Raw genomic sequence first — 20447 nt, 5'->3', positions numbered from 1 at the left:
AAAACCCGAGTTTTTGTGGTAGGGGTTGTGAGAAACCCCTACCACGAAGGTTATTTTTTCTTCTTCCCATATTGGCAAGTCGAATTGTCTTCTTTGACGTAGTACGACTTGAAATTAAGGGCTTTAGGGTCCATGCAACCTTTTAAGTTCAACAATTCTACTTTTCTAAATTCAACGGGGTGGCTTTCACTTTGAAGCGAGATAGAGCCGTGGTCGAGAAGTTTTCCGTTAACAAACAGATTGGGGTCATGTCCGCTCACGTTGCCGCCTCCCCACTGAGGTTTGTTGTATTCCAACACTTTTTCACCGTTGGCAAAATGCTGAATGAGCGAGTCGCCCAAAACTAACACTTCTGCCCGCACCCATTGGTCGCCGTTGTAGGTTTGTGACGTAGAATTGATGCAGTGTTGGGTGATTAATTTGCCATCCATCACAACGTTTGTTCCAGGAGTACACAAGTTACAAGTAGTGCGTTTTTTTCCGTCACCGCCAAGCAATTGAACTTCGATAGACGCAGGAAAATCTTGGTCTTTACCCATCGAAGCGGCCGTTTGGCCGTGTACCATGATGCCGCTATTGCGCCACGCCCAGCCTTCGCCTTTGGGAGCTTGCTCACCTACAAAACGATACTCAACCGCAATGCGGTAGTAAGAAAAGTCGCCTTTGTAGAAAATATGGCCGTATTTGCGTTTAAAATCATCGTATTGGTCATAGCGAACGACCATTTTCCCATCTTCAACCCGAAACGTTTGGCCAAAGTTGTCGTTGAGGTCGTTCCCACGGATTTTAATATCCCAACCATCAAGGTTTTTACCGTTGAAAAGTTGCTGCCATTCTTGTTTGTCGGCCTTTTTTTGTCCAAAAACAGACGTAACACAAAGGCTTAAAAAGACAATTACTGCGTATTTCATATCAAAAATAGTTTGAAAGGTAGGTTACTTTTGTTGCGACAAAAAGGTTAACAATGAGGCAAATTCCTCGTAAGAGAGGGCATTGACCAAACCCGAAGGCATCATTGATGTTTCCATTTCTTTGCGACTAACGATGTCGGCAGTTTTAATGGTATAAACTTGTCCAGCAATGTCTCTCAAAACAACGCGAGCCGACGATTCTTCGGTGATAAAACCTGAGTAAATTTTGTTGCGTTTAGCTGTGATAGTCACCGATGCAAAACCCTGTGAAATCGACGCATTTGGCTTCAAGATTGACTCTGCAATTTGCTCACGGTTCATAATCGAACCAATTTGTCCCATAAATGGCCCTTTCATGGGTTCGCTTTTTGATAAACTGTGGCAAGCGATACAACCTTGCTGCGTAAATAGCGTTTTACCTAAAGCTGCATCACCTTGGATTTTGGCCATGGCAAGCATTACATCTTCAATCGAAGCTTCACCTACTTGTCCTTTTTTATTACGGATTTTGTCCAAATCAATCTTTACCTCTTCCTTCACTGCGGCGACTTCTTCTACCCCAAACTCAGGTATTTCCATGCGATGACGGCTGTTGAGATCCACAAAGAAGGGTTTGTCGTTTAATTTTTTCGATTCTTCAATCAAGAAATCTTTGATATTCGTCGAAGCTTCCCACGTAATGCCTTTATAATAAGGGCCGTGCGTGTCGGGGCGAGTACTCCACCACCACGAACCGTCGTAATCGGCTTCTTTTTTGTACAAACGGGAAAGCGTAACAATGATTTGCTTTTTAAGGGTAGCGTCGTTTGATTTTTGGTAGGCATTGATCAATCCCGCAACTGCTTTCGGGTCGTGCATGTAGCGAAGTGCCCAAAGCGCAAGGGTGGAGTTTTCAGTGCCAATGGCCTTCACACAAGCATCGACGGCGTTGATAGCAATCAATGAACGCACTGCCACGTGAGGTAGAATAATCGCCGAATTAGGGGTTGCATGTGGCCCTTCGGTTCCCATTGCTGGTGGAGCAAAACTCGCTGGTACAGGTGTTTTAAGAAGTGCTTGTGCCGCATCAGCGTTTCCAAGACGACCAAGTCCGACAGTAGCTGCCAGACGCACGCGAGGAGAACCATCACTTAATGCTTGGATAAATGTACCACTTGAAACGTTAGAATTGTAAATTTTACGGTCGGCCAAAGCCCGAAGCGCATACTCACGCATGGCTGCATCTGTAGTCAATTTGGCTAAATTGTCATTGGCATTCACACCAGCGGTTTGAGCATACGTGTACATTGCTGCGATTCGTACGACCAATGGAAGTTTAGCATTGGTTACCAACGCCCAAACAGGTTTTACAGTTTTGTCGGAGGGGCGGGTGAGAAGCTCTTGCTGGGCAGCTAGACGAGCCACGCCGCTTCCTGATTTTAGGAGGTCAACCAATTTTGAAATAGAAAGTTCCTGAGGGTTTTTGAACGATTTATACGTCCATTGTTTAGGAGTAGCTCTTACGACAAATCCTTTTTTGGGATTTCCTGAATAACCTGCCCCGTCCCAAGCTGAAAGGTAAGCACGGCCCGAAGCGTCCACGTCAACGTCGGTGATTTGGGCTAATTTTACAAAACTTTCTTCTTTTTGGGTAAAACTTGGGCCATCGGCTGTCACGCGGTGAATGTACAATTGATTGCGTCCCCAATCGGCCATCATAGGTACTTGGTTGTATTGAGCAGGCCAAGTGTCGTCGTCCATAAACAAAGCACCCGTTCCAGAGCCTCCGCCAACATCGATAAGTGCAGGGATGATTTCGTCGGTAAAGTGTTTGAATAACACAGGGTAGCCATATTCGCCAGATTGGATTTGGTTGCTGAACCGAACGTTCCATCCGCCGCCATCGTTGGTATTTCCACGGGCAAAAATATTCATGTAAGGGTCAATCGCCACGTCGTAAATGTTACGAAGTCCGTGGGTATAAACTTCCATTTCGGTGCCGTCAGGACGAACGCGCACAACGCCACCACCAAGCATGGTCATTTTTTTGCCACTTCGGTCGGTGGCGTTGTGGAAACCAAAATCGCCCACGGCAATGTATATCCATCCATCAATCCCCATCCGAATCCCGTTGGTGGCGTGGTCAGTACCGCGACTTTGTAAAAATTTAGGCGAGCTAATGTGTTGAATTAACGGACTGGAAGGGCCATCAGCCACGCCATCGTGGTTTTTATCTTCAAAAACCACCAAGTCCATGCCCGAGGCGATACCTGTTTCTTTGGAAAAAACGGTATGTAAAACATAAACTTTATCGCCCATCGAAATAATACCACGGGGGTTGTCAACAACGGCATAAACCGTGTGGGAATCCACTTTGCCGTCGTTGTTGGAGTCAACCAATCGAACGATGCGGCCGTTGCCTGGTTTTTTTCCTAATGAACCAATCATATCGACACCAACATAGACTTCGCCCGTAGGTGCCACTGCCAAACAAGCTGGGCTAGGGGTGAGGTCGGCTCCTGCAAAGTGACTAATGGCCAGTTCGGCAGGCCAACTACTGGCATTGGGAAGCGAATCGGCCTTGGTGACGGTAACGTTTGTTAAGCTGTTGGAGTTTGTGTTCCAAAAAGAGGTGATGTTGAAAAGAAAAAGTAGAAAGACGGATAACGTCGCGAAGTAAATCTTGGACATTGTGGGTGTAAATTGAGTGTATTGGAAATGGATAAAATACAAAAAGGCGCAATTTACGCCTTTTTTACTTTAACTGTGCGGGAGGTTTCTCAAAACCACCCCGTCGTGAAATATTGGGTGTTGAATTTGTTTTCTGAGGTTTTGAGAAACCTCGCAGCTCCGTGTTCTTTGTAGTACTTCACGATTTCTCATGAAAAATAAATCGAAAACAGGAACTTTAAACAGCCTCATCCGTAAAACTTTTAAAACACAACCCTAAATATTAAACCAAAACGAAAATTTGACCGCAAATGGCGTGACATTAGGGTTTTGGCGATAGGTGAGGCGATGAATCGCGTCAACTCTGAGTACCTTAAAAATGTTGTCAATGGCGTATCCAACCTCTACATAAGGTGTGTTTCCTAAGCTGTTAAATCCAAGGACTGTTTGACCCTGTGCGTTGGTGGGGGCAAGCAGATTCATGTTGGAAGGGTGAATACTTCCATACAAAACTTTTGCATTGGCTAAGAATCGCCATTTAAGCCTTTTGATGGCGGGTAAGCGGTTAAAAAGCAGCCCTTCAAAATTGTGCTCGTACCGTAACTGAAGGTAACGGTCGCTCACAAATTCAAAGTAATTCATCAGGTTAAAGGCATTGTCAACGTAGAAAACTGACTCGTTTCCAAGTGGGGTATAGAGTAAGGGATAGGGGAGGGTGGATGGAATATATCCCATCGTTATGTTGTAATTGGAACGTCCCCAAATACCCACCCTAAAGCTTTGTTTAACGTTGAGCGACAAGCGATGATAGCTAAAATCACTGTTGAGAAACCTGCGCATGCCAAGTTGATAACGAAGAACTACCAAAGGCCACTTTTGTGTACCCAAAGTTAACCGTTCATTTTCGTTGTAAATGAAAATTTCATCTTTTCCCCAACGTGTTTCAAAAAATAATTCAGCCGTTTCGTAATTACTCTGAATAGGTGACCGATCGCCAAGGGATGGGGCTGTTTTGAACGCAAAAGGGTAAATGGGCTGAAAAGTTCGGTGACGTAGTCCAACCGTTTGGGTCAATCCTCTTATGAGTTCTCGCTTGAGGTAAGCAGAGGTGATTCCCTCAAAATACCCCCGCCGCACATTTCCCCACTTGGTTAGCGCCCCAAACAAAACGTTATTGCCAATCGCTTCGGAGGACAAACCTACGCGTTCGAGGTCATAACTATGGCTGATCCCCCCAATGGTCCAAGGTTTGCGACTGAAAATATAATCAACACTAAAATTATATTTCCACTCTTTGTCGAGGGTACCATAGGCCGCCGAACCGCTCAATACCCATTTTCGACTGAAATCGGGGTTGGTTTTAGCACCAATGCGAAAACGGTGTCCTTCAACAACATTGTTTGAGTATAGATACAGAAACGGTCCAACGTCTATGTTTACCTTCGGAATACGTTTATAGCCATTGACAAACATGTTAAATACTTCGATGTACGTACGCATAATTGGCACTTGCTTCACGGAGTCAATGAGCCTATACGCTGTTTGTTCGCCAGCTGTTAGGGGTTCGTGGCGTACCTTGTCCCAGTAATCAGCGGGGTATTCTTTGTAGCTTTCTGATAATTCTATGGGATAATCATAAAACTTGGGAGGGTGTGGTTTATTGGGAATAATGTTCCGATTTGAAGTATAAAATTTAACCAACATGCCTGCGGTGGAGTCGGTTAGTTCGGCTACATCAATAAGTACCCGCGATTTCACGGGCATCCACGTACTATCACCAATTTGCTCGTATTCTTGTTGTAGTTTTATTTTTTCTACAAAATTAATGTTCGCGCTTTTTCCCACCGACGCATCTATTTGCACCAACGCGTGGCTTAGGGTATCCACCCAAAATGAGCCACTAAAAGCCAAGTCTTGGGGTCTTTTTGGTTCATAATCAATGTGATAACACCAATATCCCGCCACAAAGGTGGTATCGATTAAGTAATAGTCGTAGGTGTTTTTCCAGCCGTCGGCAATGGGAGAATGGAAATCTTTATCAAGAACACTGAGCCAATTTTGGTAAAAATTATACTGTTGAAAAGACGAACCAATCATCTGCGAAATCAAGCTGCCGTCTGTCACAGCAATGCCAGATATCTTGGTTTTGAGAATATGTTCTTTCTTTTTTCGAGGGTCTTCGCGGAAATAATAGTTGGAAATGGATTCTGACAAATAGATAGGAATAACAGGCCGCCCATCTTCACCCGCGATTTTATCAAATTGCTCAACAGCTCCTGTGATTTGCTTCATCGCTCTCCGTTTCTTAAAACGTTCTGAGAGATTGTCAACATCCACTTCTATTTTACTGTAACTTTCGTATTCGTACGCTTGGAGTCGATTGGGGTTGTGCAATGGTTTTTGCTTTACGACTCTCCTTAGAATATTATAGGCAGGGTTTTCGCCTGCGTAAACTTTTACTTCTTGCAGTTTAAATTCCGAGCCTTCAAGTTGGAAATCAATGGTTTGCGTGAGTTGATTAGGTACAATAGCTTTCATCCGTTTTCGATACGACATCGACGAAACTACCAATGAATCACCAATTTGGGTTGTTTTGAGGGTATAAAAACCCTCAAAATTGGTCGTCACTCCTACGGTTTTTCCTTTGATAGCAACCGCAGCAAAAGGCACTGCTTCGCCCGTTTGGGCGTCGGTGATTCTGCCCGAAATGGTGTAGGTGGTTTGACCAAAAGCTTCATTCCAACATAACAAAATGGAGATGAGTAAGGGAATAGCTTTGTTGATGAATAGATGTTTGATCACTGGTGGGTATGGTTGTTCACGGTCTGGTTTTCTTACAAGGACTCGTTAAAAATAAAAAAGTTTTAACGAATTGGCAATTTTTTGATAGCTCTACCTCTTTTTACGACAAATTGAGGGGGAAGCGTTGCAATTTTCAAAGTTGAATAACGAAAAATCCCTTCGCCGTATTGAGAAGCGAAGGGATTTTCATAGTCTAAGTAACGTTAGATGAAAGCTTAATCTTGGCTTTCGTTGTATTCTACGTGCCATGTATGGTCGGCGAGCATGGTTACTTTGGCAATAAAACGGCTAAATTTGTAGGCACGTCCCCATTCATGTGGTGCAACCATCGACAAAACATCTTTTCCATCTTCCTTTTCATACACATAGTACGTTTCGTTCAAGACGGGTTCAAAATTCATTTGGGCACCGTAGATTCTTTCTGATACATCAACACGTTGACGAAGTTCTTTGGCTTGTTGTGCCAATGTCGCCATTTGTTGATAAATTTGGTTAAGCTGACGCTCGGTTTGTTGACGCATGGCCAACACGGCTTTCCCTTTTGCTTTGCCCATGTCAACAGGCTTAATGACTGCTCCACCAACAGAGTGAGCATAGGCCATGAGCCCGGGGTTTTCGGCTACTTTATCAGGATTTATTGGATTTTGCTCCATTGGAAAAGAAATTATATTGACTTGTTCTTTAACGTAACAAAATTACATATTGTTTAAAATTGCTAGAGAATTAATGGCCTTTGGTTCGAAAAATAAATAATAAAAGTCTTATAAATAAACCTATATAAGATATTTTATGTATATATTCTTTTTCATAAAGATAAAATGTGTTATTTGTGAATACATAAATGATGAGTACATTGTTTGACTAATTTCTGTTATTTAAAACCATATTGGCATCACGATTGCATACTTTTAGTCCGTAGAAAACGTTACATTTACGGTTGAAAATCTAACAGTTTAAGAGCAAGCTCTTGAAAGTGAGTTATTTGATGAAAATTAGAAATCGCCTCTTTCCTTCTCAGTATTACCTTCCCCTTGTTATTTTTGGGGTTTCTGCACTATTTTTTGGCTGTTCTCAGTACAGCACAAGCGGTTTGAGTGTAGGGTATCACAACCTTACGGCCAAATACAATGCCTATGTCATCGCCCGTGATAAGATGAAAGAGGCGGACATTGCCCTGAAAAAAAATAGAAAAGAAAATTATAACCAGCTCCTTCCTATTTTGTACCCGTTGGACTCGATGGAGGCAAAAAGTGTGGATGCTCTTTTGCAAGATGTCATTAAAAAGGGGTCGTTGATTCCCGACCGTCACCAAAATAGCCGTTGGGTGGACAATGCCCTTGTTTTGATTGGCCGCGCGCGGTTATACAAAGGGCAATTTACCGATGGGATTGAGACCTTGCGTTATGTCAATGCCAAAGGGAAAGATGATGATGATAAACATGAAGGCTTGATTTGGCTCATGCGTGCGTACGTCGAAACCAAAGACTACAACAGCGCCCTAAGCGTAGCCGAACACCTCAGAAGTTTGCCATTGAACGAAAGTAATACCCGTGATTTTTATTTAGTAAAAGCTTATTTGCACCAACAAAAGCAGGAGATTCCGTTGGCACTTGGGATTTTGGAGGAAACGTTTCCGTTGCTTTCTAAAAACGAAGAAACGGCCCGTATTCATTATGCAGCGGCCCAAATGTACGACCTTATTGAGAAGCCTTTGGCTGCCAATATTCATTACAAAGCTGTTTCCAAAAACAGACCTTCGTACGATTTGGAGTTTTTTGCCAAAATGAACTCTCTCCAGAACGAAGCCCTGACCAACTCCTCGATTTCTACCGAAGATGGCTTCAAGAAACTCCTGAACGACCGCAAAAACAACGACTTGATTGACCGCCTGTATTACTCGATGGGGGTGATTGAGACCCGCAAAAAAAATTATAAAAAAGGACTTGAATTCTTTGGAAAGTCGGTTCGTGAAACCACTACCAATACCACGCAAGTTCCTTTTACCTATTTGGAAATGGCAAAAGTGTATTACGATAAGCTTCAAAACTATGAGTTAGCGAAAGCGTATTTTGATAGTGCGCTTGTCTTGTTGCCAGTTGCGTCGCCGCAGCGCCAAAAAGTAGCCGAACGTAAGGAAGTTTTGGACGAGTTTGTAAAGCAAATTACCACGATTCGGACCGAAGATAGCCTACAACGGCTCTCACAAATGAACCCAGCAACGTTGGATAAATACTTAGATAAGGTAATTGAGGACGAGATTGCGGAATACAAACGAAAAGTGAAAGAGGCCGAAATGCTGGTTTCGCAAGCGCAGAGTTTGAGTGCCAATGCGTCCAATTTTGATGGAAATCCTGCCGAACGTTTTCCGTTGTATGATTTGACGTTGGTCAATACGGGAAAAGTGGAGTTTAGGCAGCGTTGGGGAAATCGAACGTTGGAAGATGATTGGCGCCGAAGTGCCAAAATAGCTACCCTAATGACTCCTGCCGATAACAACATTACGGCAATACCAACAACCCCAGGCCAAGGAGCTACTATTCAGATTGCGGGAGATGATTTGGTGAAATTGACCAAAGACTCGCCCGAATGGAAAGCTAAAAAAGATGCGCTCTACCGTAATATTCCCTTGAAAAAGCAGGAGTTAGATGCCTCCAATCAGCGATTAGAAGATGCGCATTATAAATTAGGGAAGATTTATAAGTTTAACCTAGAAGAACCAGACAATGCAGTTAAAACATTTGAGACTACTTTGTCCCGTTTTCCAAACACAAATTATAAACCCGAAATTTATTACCTGCTTTTCCTCACATCGGCCAAAAATAGCCAATCATGGAAAGATAAGTTGCTAGCAGAATTTCCAAATTCTTCCTTTACTCGCCTGCTGACCAAAAATGGCGGCGCTGTCGCAGCTTCAGGAAATATTGAGTTGGAAGCAATGAAGGACTACGAAAAAATCTTAACCCTGTATCAGTCTAATAATTTCTCAGAAGCCTATGCCCAGCTCGAAATGGCAATGGTCACCTATTCGGGTAGTAAAATTGAGGACAAGTACGCGTTGCTTCGGATTTATTTACTAGGAAAATTACAAGGAAAAGAGGCGTATTTGAAGGCTCTTAACAGTTTTGTGAAAGATTATCCTTCAAGCGCGCTCCTACCACGCGTTCGGGAAGTGCTTGAGTCGCAGCAATCAACATCAAGTAAGAAAAATGGTTGATTTTTAAAACAAAATCGTCTATCTTTGCAGGCGTTTTTGTTTTTTATATTTTTCACGTTTAAACAATCTGAGGTTACAATCATGTATTTAACATCGGAAGTAAAAAAAGACTTGTTCAAAAAATTTGGCAAGTCTGAAAGCGACACTGGTTCATCAGAATCACAAATCGCACTTTTCACTCACCGTATCAATTATTTAACGGAGCACTTGAAGCAGCACAAGCATGACAATGCTACTCGCCTTGGCCTTTTAAAGTTGGTAGGTAAGCGCAGACGCTTGTTGAACTATCTTCTCAAGAATGACATCAGCCGTTATCGTGCTATCATCGCTGAACTGAATATCAGAAAGTAATGCGATACTTCAAACAGGGAATGTCAGGCAACTGGCTTCCCTGTTTGTTATTTATCTTCACCTAAGTAAGTAAATAATAACTTTTTGCGGTTTTATAAATAATAACCTATCATGTTCGCTGAAGGATAGGTTTTCAAGCGGTTTTTTTAATTCTTCTTTCATGTTTAACATCATCACAAAGACTATCAACCTGCCCGATGGTCGTATCATTACAATTGAGACAGGGAAGCTTGCTCGTCAGGCCCACGGTTCAGTCGTGGTTCGTATGGGGAATGCCATGCTCCTAGCTACAGTTGTATCTAATCCCGAGGTAAGACCTGGTACAGACTTTTTACCACTATCGGTTGATTACCAAGAAAAATTTGCTTCGGCTGGTCGTATTCCTGGAAGTTTCCAGAAGCGCGAAGGCCGTTTGTCAGATCACGAAGTTTTAGTGAGTCGTTTGGTGGATCGCGCTTTGCGTCCTATGTTTCCAGATGACTTTTATGCAGATACGCAAGTCAACGTTTTCTTAATTTCAGCAGATTCAGAGGTATTGCCTGATGCCCTTGCTGCGTTGGCTGCTTCTTCAGCATTGATGATTACAGACGTACCTTTTAATGGACCAATTTCTGAGGTACGTGTAGCCAAAATCAATGGTGAATACATCATTAACCCGCCTACGTCACAACTGAAAAATGCTACTTTAGACCTAATCGTAGCGGCTTCGGAGAAAGACATCTGTATGGTGGAAGGTGAAATGAACGAAGCCTCAGAAGAGGAAGTGGTGGAAGCCTTGAAAGCGGCTCACGCAGTGATTAAAATCCAATGCGCAGTTCAAAAAGAATTTGAAGCAGAGGCAGGGAAAACAGAAAAACGCTCTTTTGAGTACGTAGTACACGACGAAGAGCTCCGTGCCAAAGTACGTGAGGCTTGCTACGATAAAATTTATGCGGTAGCCCGCCAAGGCAGCGCCAATAAGCAGGTGCGTAAAGATGGTTTCAAAGCCGTTATTACTGAGTTTTTGGCCAACTTCAAAGAAGAGAATCCAGAAACGTACGACGAAAAAGTAGGTCTTATCAAACGGTATTACCACGATTTGGAGTGGGAAGCGTCACGCCGTTTGGTGTTGGATGAGCGTACTCGTCTCGACGGCCGTGCCTTGGATCAAATCCGCCCAATTATGAGCGAAGTTGATTTCTTGCCTACGCCGCATGGTTCAGCCTTGTTCACCCGTGGCGAAACACAATCGTTGACTACGGTGACATTGGGTACAAAACTTGATGAACAAATCATTGACACGGCGATGTTTTATGGATATGGCCGTTTCTTGTTGCACTATAACTTCCCAGGCTTCTCAACGGGTGAGGTAAAACCAAACCGTGGCCCTGGTCGCCGCGAGGTTGGCCACGGAAACTTGGCACACCGTTCGTTGAAAAAAGTATTGCCTCCAGATGAAGAAAATCCATATACGATTCGTATCGTTTCGGATATCTTAGAATCAAACGGCTCGTCGTCAATGGCTACTGTGTGCGCAGGTACGCTTGCCTTGATGGACGCTGGGATAAAAATCAAAGCACCAGTTGCAGGTATTGCCATGGGCTTGATTACTGACGAACAAGGAAAATACGCCGTACTCTCGGACATTTTGGGCGATGAAGATCACCTTGGTGACATGGACTTCAAAGTGACGGGTACTGAAAAGGGTATTACTGCTTGTCAGATGGACTTGAAAGTAAACGGACTTTCGTACGAAGTGTTGGTAGAGGCACTTGACCAAGCTCGTCGTGGACGTTTGCACATCTTGGGCGAAATGAAGAAAGCGATTACTGAAGTTCGTCCAGAACTCAAACCACAAACACCTCGCGCGGTTGTTATCCAAATTGCACAAGACCAAATCGGTGGCGTCATTGGGCCAGGTGGTAAAGTGGTTCAAGAAATTCAACGTGTCTCTGGTGCAACTGTTACCATCGAAGAGCGTGACAGCATGGGTTACGTAAGCATTTTTGCGAACAATGCCGATAGCATGGACATTGCCGTAAAACGCATCAAAGGCATTGTAGCAATTCCAGAAGTAGGGGAAGTTTATACAGGAACAGTGAAGACGCTTCAACCTTTCGGGGCCTTTGTTGAATTTATGCCAGGTAAGGATGGATTATTGCACATTTCCGAGATTACGTGGGAGCGCCTAGAAACCATGGATGGCGTTCTTCAGGTAGGAGATGAGGTACAAGTGAAACTTGTGGAGCACGATAAGAAAACGGGTAAATTCCGCTTATCACGCAAGGTTTTACTACCAAAACCCGAAGGATTCGTTGAAAGACCACCCCGCGAAGACCGTGGTGATCGCAACGATAGAGGCGGAGATCGTCGTCGTGATGACAACCGTCGTCGCGATAAGTAGATTTTTGTTTTTTTAACTTAAATTAGAAAGTAAAAAATCAACTTTTGATTCGCTTTTTACGTTACACTCTTGTAATAGTACAAAGCACCAAAGTAAAGATAGATGAGACAGCTTAAAATTAGTAAGCAGATAACCAACCGCGAAAGCCAGTCGCTTGATAAGTATTTACAAGAGATTGGTAAGGTGGATTTGCTAACTCCTGATGAGGAGGTGACTTTGGCGCAGCGAATTCGAGAGGGAGACCAACAAGCTTTGGAACGACTTACCAAAGCTAACCTTCGATTTGTGGTATCTGTCGCAAAACAATACCAAAATCAAGGTCTTTCGCTTGGTGACCTTATCAATGAAGGAAACCTAGGTTTGATTAAAGCCGCTCAACGCTTTGACGAAACCCGTGGTTTTAAATTCATCTCGTATGCTGTATGGTGGATTCGTCAGTCCATTTTGCAAGCGTTGGCCGAACAATCTCGTATCGTTCGCCTTCCACTCAACCGTGTTGGGTCATTAAATAAAATATCGAAGACATTCTCAGATCTTGAACAAAAATTTGAGCGTGAACCATCACCCGAAGAATTGGCCGAAGTATTGGATATTTCAGCTAATGAGGTTGTGGACACACTCAAAATTTCTGGCCGCCACGTTTCGATGGATGCGCCGTTTGTGCAAGGGGAAGAAAATAGCCTCCTCGACGTTCTTGAAAACGACATGGAAGAGAAGCCTGACCAAGGGCTTATCAATGATTCTCTCCGTAAAGAAGTTGCTCGCGCACTATCAACGCTCACCCAACGTGAGTCTGATGTGATTGCGCTTTACTTCGGATTGAACGGAGAACATCCTATGACGTTGGAAGAAATCGGTGAGAAATTTAATTTGACCCGCGAACGTGTTCGCCAAATCAAAGAAAAAGCAATTCGCCGCCTACGCCATACTTCACGCAGCAAAGCGTTGAAGACGTACCTCGGTTAAAAGACGTACATACATTTCAAAAAAAGCCACTGTACAGTGGCTTTTTTTTTATACCTTGTTCCAACCTTTTACGGTAGAAAAAAGTCATACTAAAAAAATATGGCTATGAAAAAGACAATGATTGCATTAATGGTTGGCTGTTTGGTCGCAGTGCTGGGAGCTTGCGAAAGCCAAAACGTAGATCAACAAGCCCAAAAGTTAGAAAACAATGAACTTGCGGGGACTTGGGTATTGAAAAGTATCCTACTAGGTGATATGATTGATTTGCCGTGCGGCATCCCCAATGAAGGAAAGTTTGAACCAATCACGCTGGAATTGACCACTACCAGAGACGAAACGGGTGCGGTTTTGTTGTTGAATGGTCGCTCGTCCGTGAACCAGTATTCGGGTAGTTATGCGTTAGAATCGTACGACGAAACGACCAAAACTGGCAAACTTAAAATGTCTCCAATTGGAAGTACAAAAATGGGTGGTTCGCCAGAATTGATGCAATGCGAATCGCGCTATTTTTTGTTGTTAGGTCAAGCCGTTGATTATCAGTTGAGTACCATCAATGGAAAACAACAACTTGAGTTGGGGGTTTTGAGTACGCAGAAATCAGTGGCACCCATCGGAGGAAAAGGAAATTTTTTGATTTTTGAAAAACAATCCAAATAGGTGAACCAGGAAGCCTGACTTTGTTTTTTGCTAGGTCAGGCTTCTTTATGAACTTAAACATACCATTCGAGTACTTTGGAGTGCAGTTCGTGGGTTACCCATTTTGAAATATAGGGGAGAAAGTAGTTTTGTAAGGTAATTAATTTAAACGCCTTATGAAACGAATTACAACTCTCTTAGTTGCTTCTTTGCTGACCCTGTTCGTTGCTTCTTGCGAACAAAAGACCATTCTTGAGCCTGTTTCTAGTACCGCTGACCAAGCGCACGCAAGTACGCGCACTGATATTCTTACCAAAAAACAGTTGGAAGAACGAATGGCGGCCATCGCCTTCAAAAACAATGACGAATTTGATTGGCGTTTGGCAGATGATGCCATGATTTATTCTGGACTTAAACACGCCAAAGATGGAAATATCTTGATGATTGGCTACAAATTACCCACAATTAAAGGCGATTATGGCTGGGATTTGAACCAAAGTGCGACCAAAGATTGGTTGATGGTTCGAGAAAAATTACTCAACATTGCTTTTGAAGAAGAACAAAAATTCAATCCTAAGTTGAAGAGCCCCAGTGAAATTCTAGTGGCTGCCAGTAAAGAAATGCCGAATTTTGATTTGCGCATAACGGAGTTAAGCACCATTCAAAAATTACGCGAAACGGGGCTTATCCGCTATATGGAACCTACTTTTGTTCCTGATAATTATATCGGTTCAGAAAAAGGACAGGCCAAGAGTGGAGGCGGATTTGGTTGTGGAGAGAATACGGGAGTTCATGGGCTTCAGAAAGATGAAGATTATTTTCTATCTGTCCAAGGGACACCACGCAAGGTCTCGTGGCAACTACGCGATCATAATACCGAGTTTGCTTGGTTTTTGGGAGCAAATGGGCATTCTCCAACGGCCAATAAGCGCTTTACCATTGCTTACGTGGACACGGGACTTTCTTCGATTCAACCCATTATGAATCAGAACTTTGATGATGGGGATTCACAAGGTCGATTTGTGGTAAGTTTCAGTACAGTACCCAATGAACGCGGAGGGGTAATTTCCCCTGAAGATGTATGCGGGCATGGTACTGCTTCGGCTTCGATTGGTACTTCGCCTTCGTATGACAATAAAGTAATTGGCGTTGCGCACAAAGCAAACTTGGTTTCGGTAAAGGCCGCTCACGACGTGCTATTGTCTGAATGGTCAGAATACCGAGGGGTAGCGGATGCTTTTTCGGGATTGGCGCGCACTACCGTAGATGTGATTAGTATGTCGATGGGAACAGTGTTAATTGGATATTCGTTGGCCAATAACCAAGTTTATCGTATGGCGATTAATTCCATTCGAGATGGGGTAATGCTGGCGAAGTATAACAATAAGTTGATGTTTTGTGCCGCAGGGACGATTCCTCCCGCTGTGGGATTGGCGATGGAGCAATTACCTAGTTATTTGCAAAATCTTGACATTCGTCACCGAATTATTTTCCCTGCTTCCATGAACAACGAAGTATATGCCGTGACTGGAGTGCAGCGGCAAGTGAATAACAATAATGCTGCTTTTGGCCTCAAACAATATACCAACATTACGACTTGTACTTCGTGCTGTTATCACAATGATGTTGATTTTGGCGTAGTTATGCAAAAAAGAACGGGAGCTTCCAAAGTGATTTTATCCCTTCAAAATGACCCAAGCGATATTCCTTCCAACTTTGGTGGCTCTTCGTCCGCTACGGCTACGATGTCGGCGATGGTGACGGCAGTTTGGTCGAAGTACCCAACCTTAAATAGTACCGAAATTATGAACCATGTCAAGTTCCACAGTAGCCGATATGGCGCGTTACACCCAAAAATCGGCTATGGTATGCTGGATATGTTCGAAGCCACTCGTTACGCGCAGCCTGCGCGCTAAGTGAGCGATCTAAAAGATTTTCTGAAACTTCTATCTGTAGAAAGGTAGAAGTTTTTACTTTTAAGGAAAATCAACACAAATGGCTTGGATTATCGCTACTCGTCTGAATACGAATGTCTTACAAATATTGATTTGGGCAACAGTTTGGATGCAATATGGATGTACGCGGCCCTCGCCTCCTGTGTATGCAGGTGTTAAAATGAAAGGTGTTAATCTGGTTGCGCCGCCAGAACCGATTGATTCGGCGGCTTTTGTGCCTCTAAGTACACTAAAAGCGGAATGGGTGGCGGTGGTTCCCTACGGTTTCTGTCGCGAGAATGAGCCACATTTTTATTTTAATTCCAACAAAATGTGGTGGGGAGAATCCGTCGAAGGAATTGTAAAAACGATTGAGTTAGCCCATAAAAATCGCCTAAAAGTAATGCTCAAACCCCACGCTTGGGTGGGTAGGGGTATGTACACGGGCGATTTTGATTTAAAAACAGAGGCTGATTGGCAAATCTTTGAAAAAGACTTTGGTAATTACATTTTGACCAACGCGCGAATTGCGGATTCTTTAAAAGTGGAACTCTTCTGCATCGGTACCGAAATGGATAATTTTACCCAAAAACGGCCTGCTTTTTGGAAAAATCTAATCAAGGAGGTTCGCATCATGTACCGTGGCCAACTCACGTACGCCGACAATTGGAACCATTACCCCAAAAACCCGTTTTGGAATGAGCTGGATTTTATCGGAATAGACGCTTATTTTCCTTTATCTGCTGAAAAACACCCGAGCATCGCAACTTTGCAAAAAGGTTGGAAGTCACATTTGAATGAACTAGAAAGCTTTGCAGGAAAACACCAGAAACCTATTTTATTTACCGAAATAGGCTACCGAAGTGTTGATTTCGCCACCGAGAAACCCTGGGAATCGCACGACGAAAAACCCGAAAACTTGGCATTGCAAGCCGATGCTTACCAAGCCTTTTTTAATGAAGTGTGGCCCAGAAAATGGCTCGCGGGAGCTTTTGCTTGGAAGTGGTTTTTACAACAACCCAAGCGGCAGTTTCACCGTGATACGTTTTCTCCCCAATTTAAACCTGCCGAAACGGTACTCCAAAACGCCTTTGGAAAGCAGTAATTTAGGAAGGTACTTTTCGGTCTTTTACCACTAAATATTGCTCATTTTCGAGGGGTAAATAGCCATATTCATACACAAAAACGTATGTAGCGCCTTTTTGGGTGGTGCGGGTATTGGTAAAATACGTAAAGTCAAAACCTTCTCTCAGCAGCGCACTTTTAGAGATTTTTCCCTTGTCATCTTCTTTGCAGGCTTCCTCCAAGATTCGGCGATTTTTACGAAGTGCGTTATTTATGTTCCGAACAAAATTGTTGGAGTCCGAATTGAGTTTGTTGTTATAGGCATTTCGGCACGCATCCGAACAAAACTTTTTGTCGGAACGCCCCATTATTTTTTCTCCACATTCTAGGCAGGCTTTCATTGCTTTTGTCGTTGTTTCTTTTGCAATATACACATACTTATCCGTTTGTAAACGGTTACAAACGTTTTTATCCAACTAGAAACGCGTACGAACCGAATCGAGTAGTGGCGAGGCTGCACCTTTGTATCGTCGATTGAGAGACAGTTGACAAAACAAAATCAAATCACTCAAATACAAACTTTTAGGAACATGAACAAGGTAACATTAACAGGCAACGTAGGTAAAGATTTGAACGTACGTACATTTGAAAACGGAAAGTTGGCGTCTTTTACGATGGTGACCAAGGAAACCTACAAGAATCGTAAAAACGAAGAAGTGGAAAGCAAAACGTGGCACAACCTCGTGGCGTTTGGTAAAGTGGCGGAGGTATGCGAACGCTTGATTACGAAAGGGAAAAAAGTGTCAGTAGAAGGTAAACTGAATTACCGTTCGTACAAAAACAAAGAAGATAAAACCGTCTATGTGACCGAAATTCAGGTCTATAAAGTGCAGGAAATAGAATAAATGGGAATGACAAAGTGTCGAGTGCAGAATGCAGAGTGTCGAATTGTTACTTTTTATTCGACATTCTGCACTCTACACTCGACATTCGTTAATGGGCTTTTTCCACGGCGTGGCCGCCGAATTCGTTGCGAAGGGCCGCAACGACCTTGCCCGTAAAGGTGTCGTCTTGTTGTGAGCGATAACGCATCAACAATGAAAGTGCAATTACGGGCGTCGGAATACCCATGTCGAGGGCCGTTTCCAGCGTCCATTTTCCTTCGCCTGAAGAGTGCATGACCCCTTTGATGGCGTCCAATTTCGGGTCTTTAGAAAAAGCTTTTTCGGTAAGTTCCATCAACCAACTGCGAACAACGGAGCCGTGGTTGAAAACGCGCGCAACTTGCTCTAAGTCAAGGTTATACTTTGATTGCTCCATCACCTCAAAACCTTCTGCAATGGCTTGCATCATGCCATACTCGATGCCATTGTGAACCATTTTGACAAAGTGGCCACTTCCTGGGCCACCTGCATGAAGCCAACCGTTGGGAAGTGAAATATCGTTAAAAACAGAAGCGCAATAGCTAAAAACTTCATCTTCACCGCCAATCATGGTACAAGCACCATTCAAAGCACCGTCCACACCGCCGCTAGTGCCGCAGTCCAAATAATCAATTCCTTTGGCTTTAAGGTACTTATATCGACGTATTGAGTCGTTGAAGTTGGAATTGCCGCCGTCAATAATGATATCACTGGCAGATAAAAATGGAATCAACGTCTCAATGCAATCATCGACGGGCTTTCCCGCAGGAACCATCAGCCATATTACCTTTCTGCCATTGAGCTGTTGACAAAGTTCCTCCAGACTAAAGGCGGGAGCTATGCCTTCAAGAAGAATATTTTTGACGTTTTCGGTTGCTACATCGTACGCAACTACTTCATAACCGTGACGATGCAGGTTAAGGGCCAAGTTGTAGCCCATTTTGCCAAGACCAACAAATCCAATTTGCATTAAAGATGACGTTTTATAAGTGGATAGATGAGTGGGAAAGGCAAAAATAGGAGTATAGTTACTCAATCCCCACTCATCGGTAGTTAAAATTATTTATCCCACCAAACTTTTGTGTCCAAATCGTCAGCTCCTTGGCGAGCAATGGCCTCTTTTACGTGAACGGTATTGGCCGAAATCTCCGAGTTAGGATAGGTCAAGCGTTTGATAAATTCTCCCTTAATGCTTTTTCCTGGAAATGGGTTAGGGGCAAGTTTAGGAAAACCGCTCCGACGGAAGTTAGCAAATGCTTCTGGGCCGTTCAAGAACGAAGCTACCCAATATTGAGTATTGATTTGTTCTAAAGCAGTGGCTGCCACATACGGAGTTGCTTTCAAATAGGTGTCAATATCTGCCGCTGCTACCGCTGAGTTTGCGTCATAGAGTGCCATTTGTTCCATGTGTAGGCGCACACCACGGTTGTAGTACGTTTCAGCGCTGGTACCCGTTACCCAGTTTCTTTGCGCTGCTTCGGCCAACAAAAGCTGTGTTTGTGCTGCTGTTACCAAAAACGATGGTGCGGTCATTTTGACCATACGGGTACGGTCAACTTGCGTAAAATCGTAGAAACTAGCCAATTTGTTTTTCGTTACTTCGGCCGAAATAGTGTTGTTGTCAAATCCTAATGGCATTCCAATTTGGACGGCTGGGTCGGTTGAAGCGCGCGAAGCTACTTGTTCTGGCCCAGATTTAGCCCCCACATAGCGTACAGCAATGGACTTGAGGCGTGGGTCGTTGGTTTTTTTGAGGTAATCCACAAACGGTGCCGCAAGGTAAATGTTGGCTGCTTCTGTGGCATTCAACATGTTGCCAATCCCATTTACGTAGTTAGCGTCATGCTTAATGATCGCATTATCAGCGTTTGATTCCATCACCCCGCCTTGCAATGCTTTGGCAACCACTTGCTGGGCTTGGGCTGCGTCCACTTTACTTAAACGCATACCTGCACGAAGTAGGAGGGAATTGCCATACTTTTTCCAAAGGGCAATATTTCCCGCATAAAGTACATCCGCAGCTTCAATGGCCTTAGTAGCATCTAGGGCAGCGGTAGCTTCTGTCAATTCCTTGATAATACCTGCATAAACAGCTTGCTGAGTGTCATATTTTGGTAAAAATATTTGATTTGTATAACCCTTCTCTGCATCGGTGTAAGGAATATCACCGTATGAATCGGTTAAAATCATGTACGCATTGGCTTGGATGATGCGAGCCATGTTGTACAAATTACTGCGTGACGCCACCGCTTGCGTTTGATTGATAACATCTTGTGAGTTACGAATCACGTTGCGGTAGTATTTCTGCCAATTTTGAACAGTATTGTCGCGGCTATCTTGGTTGAAGTTAGCCCCCGTTAATACCCCTGAGTTGGGTGAAATCATTTGCTGGACAATGCCCGTTTCATAGATAACTGAACCCGTCGTAAAGGCTGAGTTGACGGTCGCATTGTTCAAAATAAACACTGGGTTGACTGAAAGCGCGGCGGTTTTGTTGATATTCAGTTCATCAAAACCTTGGTCGCAACTTACCATTCCGACAACAGTTGCTGCCCAAAGTGGGAGTAAAAGGGCCGATTTTTTTAATATACGTTTCATTGTTTGTTTCTTTTT

Annotated in this window: 15 protein-coding genes; 8 read left to right on the top strand and 7 right to left on the bottom strand. The window is 43.6% G+C overall.

Features of this window, described 5'->3' with window-relative positions; genetic code table 11:
• Positions 1 to 50: 50 nt before the first annotated feature.
• From FHS57_RS09970 to FHS57_RS09955, 4 genes are all read right to left on the bottom strand, one after another.
• Entirely contained in the window at positions 51 to 911 is an 861-nt protein-coding gene (locus FHS57_RS09970; RefSeq protein WP_183973037.1) for a 3-keto-disaccharide hydrolase, read from the bottom strand.
• Between the two features lie 24 nt (positions 912 to 935).
• On the bottom strand, positions 936 to 3581 hold the full coding sequence (locus tag FHS57_RS09965; RefSeq protein ID WP_183973035.1) for a DUF7133 domain-containing protein: 2646 nt from the start codon (positions 3579 to 3581) through the stop codon (positions 936 to 938).
• A 255-nt stretch (positions 3582 to 3836) separates the two neighbouring features.
• Positions 3837 to 6362, bottom strand: a complete 2526-nt coding sequence (locus FHS57_RS09960) for a DUF5686 and carboxypeptidase-like regulatory domain-containing protein (protein ID WP_310586987.1) — start codon at positions 6360 to 6362, stop codon at positions 3837 to 3839.
• Between the two features lie 215 nt (positions 6363 to 6577).
• Positions 6578 to 7015, bottom strand: a complete 438-nt coding sequence (locus FHS57_RS09955; protein ID WP_183973033.1) for a DUF2452 domain-containing protein — start codon at positions 7013 to 7015, stop codon at positions 6578 to 6580.
• Between the two features lie 332 nt (positions 7016 to 7347).
• Between FHS57_RS09955 and porW the strand changes: the two genes are divergently transcribed.
• The 7 genes from porW to FHS57_RS09920 all read left to right on the top strand — a co-directional run bounded on the left by porW (position 7348) and on the right by FHS57_RS09920 (position 16951).
• Complete coding sequence (porW, locus tag FHS57_RS09950; RefSeq protein ID WP_183973031.1) at positions 7348 to 9576, top strand: type IX secretion system periplasmic lipoprotein PorW/SprE; 2229 nt, start codon at positions 7348 to 7350, stop codon at positions 9574 to 9576.
• Positions 9577 to 9657: 81 nt separating this feature from the next.
• On the top strand, positions 9658 to 9927 hold the full coding sequence (rpsO, locus tag FHS57_RS09945; protein WP_122934319.1) for a 30S ribosomal protein S15: 270 nt from the start codon (positions 9658 to 9660) through the stop codon (positions 9925 to 9927).
• 160 nt (positions 9928 to 10087) lie between these two features.
• Positions 10088 to 12310, top strand: coding sequence for a polyribonucleotide nucleotidyltransferase (gene pnp / locus FHS57_RS09940; RefSeq protein WP_183973029.1), 2223 nt, complete (start codon positions 10088 to 10090; stop codon positions 12308 to 12310).
• A gap of 102 nt (positions 12311 to 12412) precedes the next feature.
• Positions 12413 to 13276: a sigma-70 family RNA polymerase sigma factor gene (locus FHS57_RS09935; RefSeq protein ID WP_013930257.1), complete on the top strand. Its 864-nt coding sequence runs from the start codon at positions 12413 to 12415 to the stop codon at positions 13274 to 13276.
• A 105-nt stretch (positions 13277 to 13381) separates the two neighbouring features.
• The gene (locus FHS57_RS09930; protein WP_183973027.1) at positions 13382 to 13933 is read left to right on the top strand and encodes an META domain-containing protein; all 552 of its coding nucleotides are present in this window, start codon (positions 13382 to 13384) and stop codon (positions 13931 to 13933) included.
• A 155-nt stretch (positions 13934 to 14088) separates the two neighbouring features.
• A complete protein-coding gene (locus FHS57_RS09925; protein WP_183973025.1) occupies positions 14089 to 15828 on the top strand; it encodes a S8/S53 family peptidase in 1740 nt (579 codons plus the stop codon).
• A gap of 79 nt (positions 15829 to 15907) precedes the next feature.
• Positions 15908 to 16951, top strand: coding sequence for a glycoside hydrolase family 113 (locus FHS57_RS09920; protein WP_229601298.1), 1044 nt, complete (start codon positions 15908 to 15910; stop codon positions 16949 to 16951).
• Position 16952: 1 nt separating this feature from the next.
• On the opposite strand, the gene FHS57_RS09915 is transcribed toward FHS57_RS09920, so the two are convergent.
• Positions 16953 to 17312 (bottom strand): hypothetical protein, encoded by a 360-nt coding sequence (locus FHS57_RS09915; protein ID WP_183973023.1) that lies wholly within the window; start codon positions 17310 to 17312, stop codon positions 16953 to 16955.
• 189 nt (positions 17313 to 17501) lie between these two features.
• On the opposite strand from FHS57_RS09915, the gene FHS57_RS09910 reads away from it, so the two are divergent.
• Positions 17502 to 17816 (top strand): single-stranded DNA-binding protein, encoded by a 315-nt coding sequence (locus FHS57_RS09910; protein ID WP_183973021.1) that lies wholly within the window; start codon positions 17502 to 17504, stop codon positions 17814 to 17816.
• Positions 17817 to 17904: 88 nt separating this feature from the next.
• Here FHS57_RS09910 and gnd read toward each other — a convergent pair whose 3' ends face one another.
• Positions 17905 to 18804 (bottom strand): phosphogluconate dehydrogenase (NAD(+)-dependent, decarboxylating), encoded by a 900-nt coding sequence (gene gnd / locus FHS57_RS09905; RefSeq protein ID WP_183973019.1) that lies wholly within the window; start codon positions 18802 to 18804, stop codon positions 17905 to 17907.
• Positions 18805 to 18893: 89 nt separating this feature from the next.
• A complete protein-coding gene (locus FHS57_RS09900; protein WP_183973017.1) occupies positions 18894 to 20432 on the bottom strand; it encodes a SusD/RagB family nutrient-binding outer membrane lipoprotein in 1539 nt (512 codons plus the stop codon).
• Between the last annotated feature and the right edge of the window lie 15 nt (positions 20433 to 20447).

The sequence above is a fragment of the Runella defluvii genome (assembly GCF_014195535.1).
Lineage (GTDB): Bacteria > Bacteroidota > Bacteroidia > Cytophagales > Spirosomataceae > Runella > Runella defluvii.
This window is presented reverse-complemented; position numbering and strand designations above follow the sequence as displayed.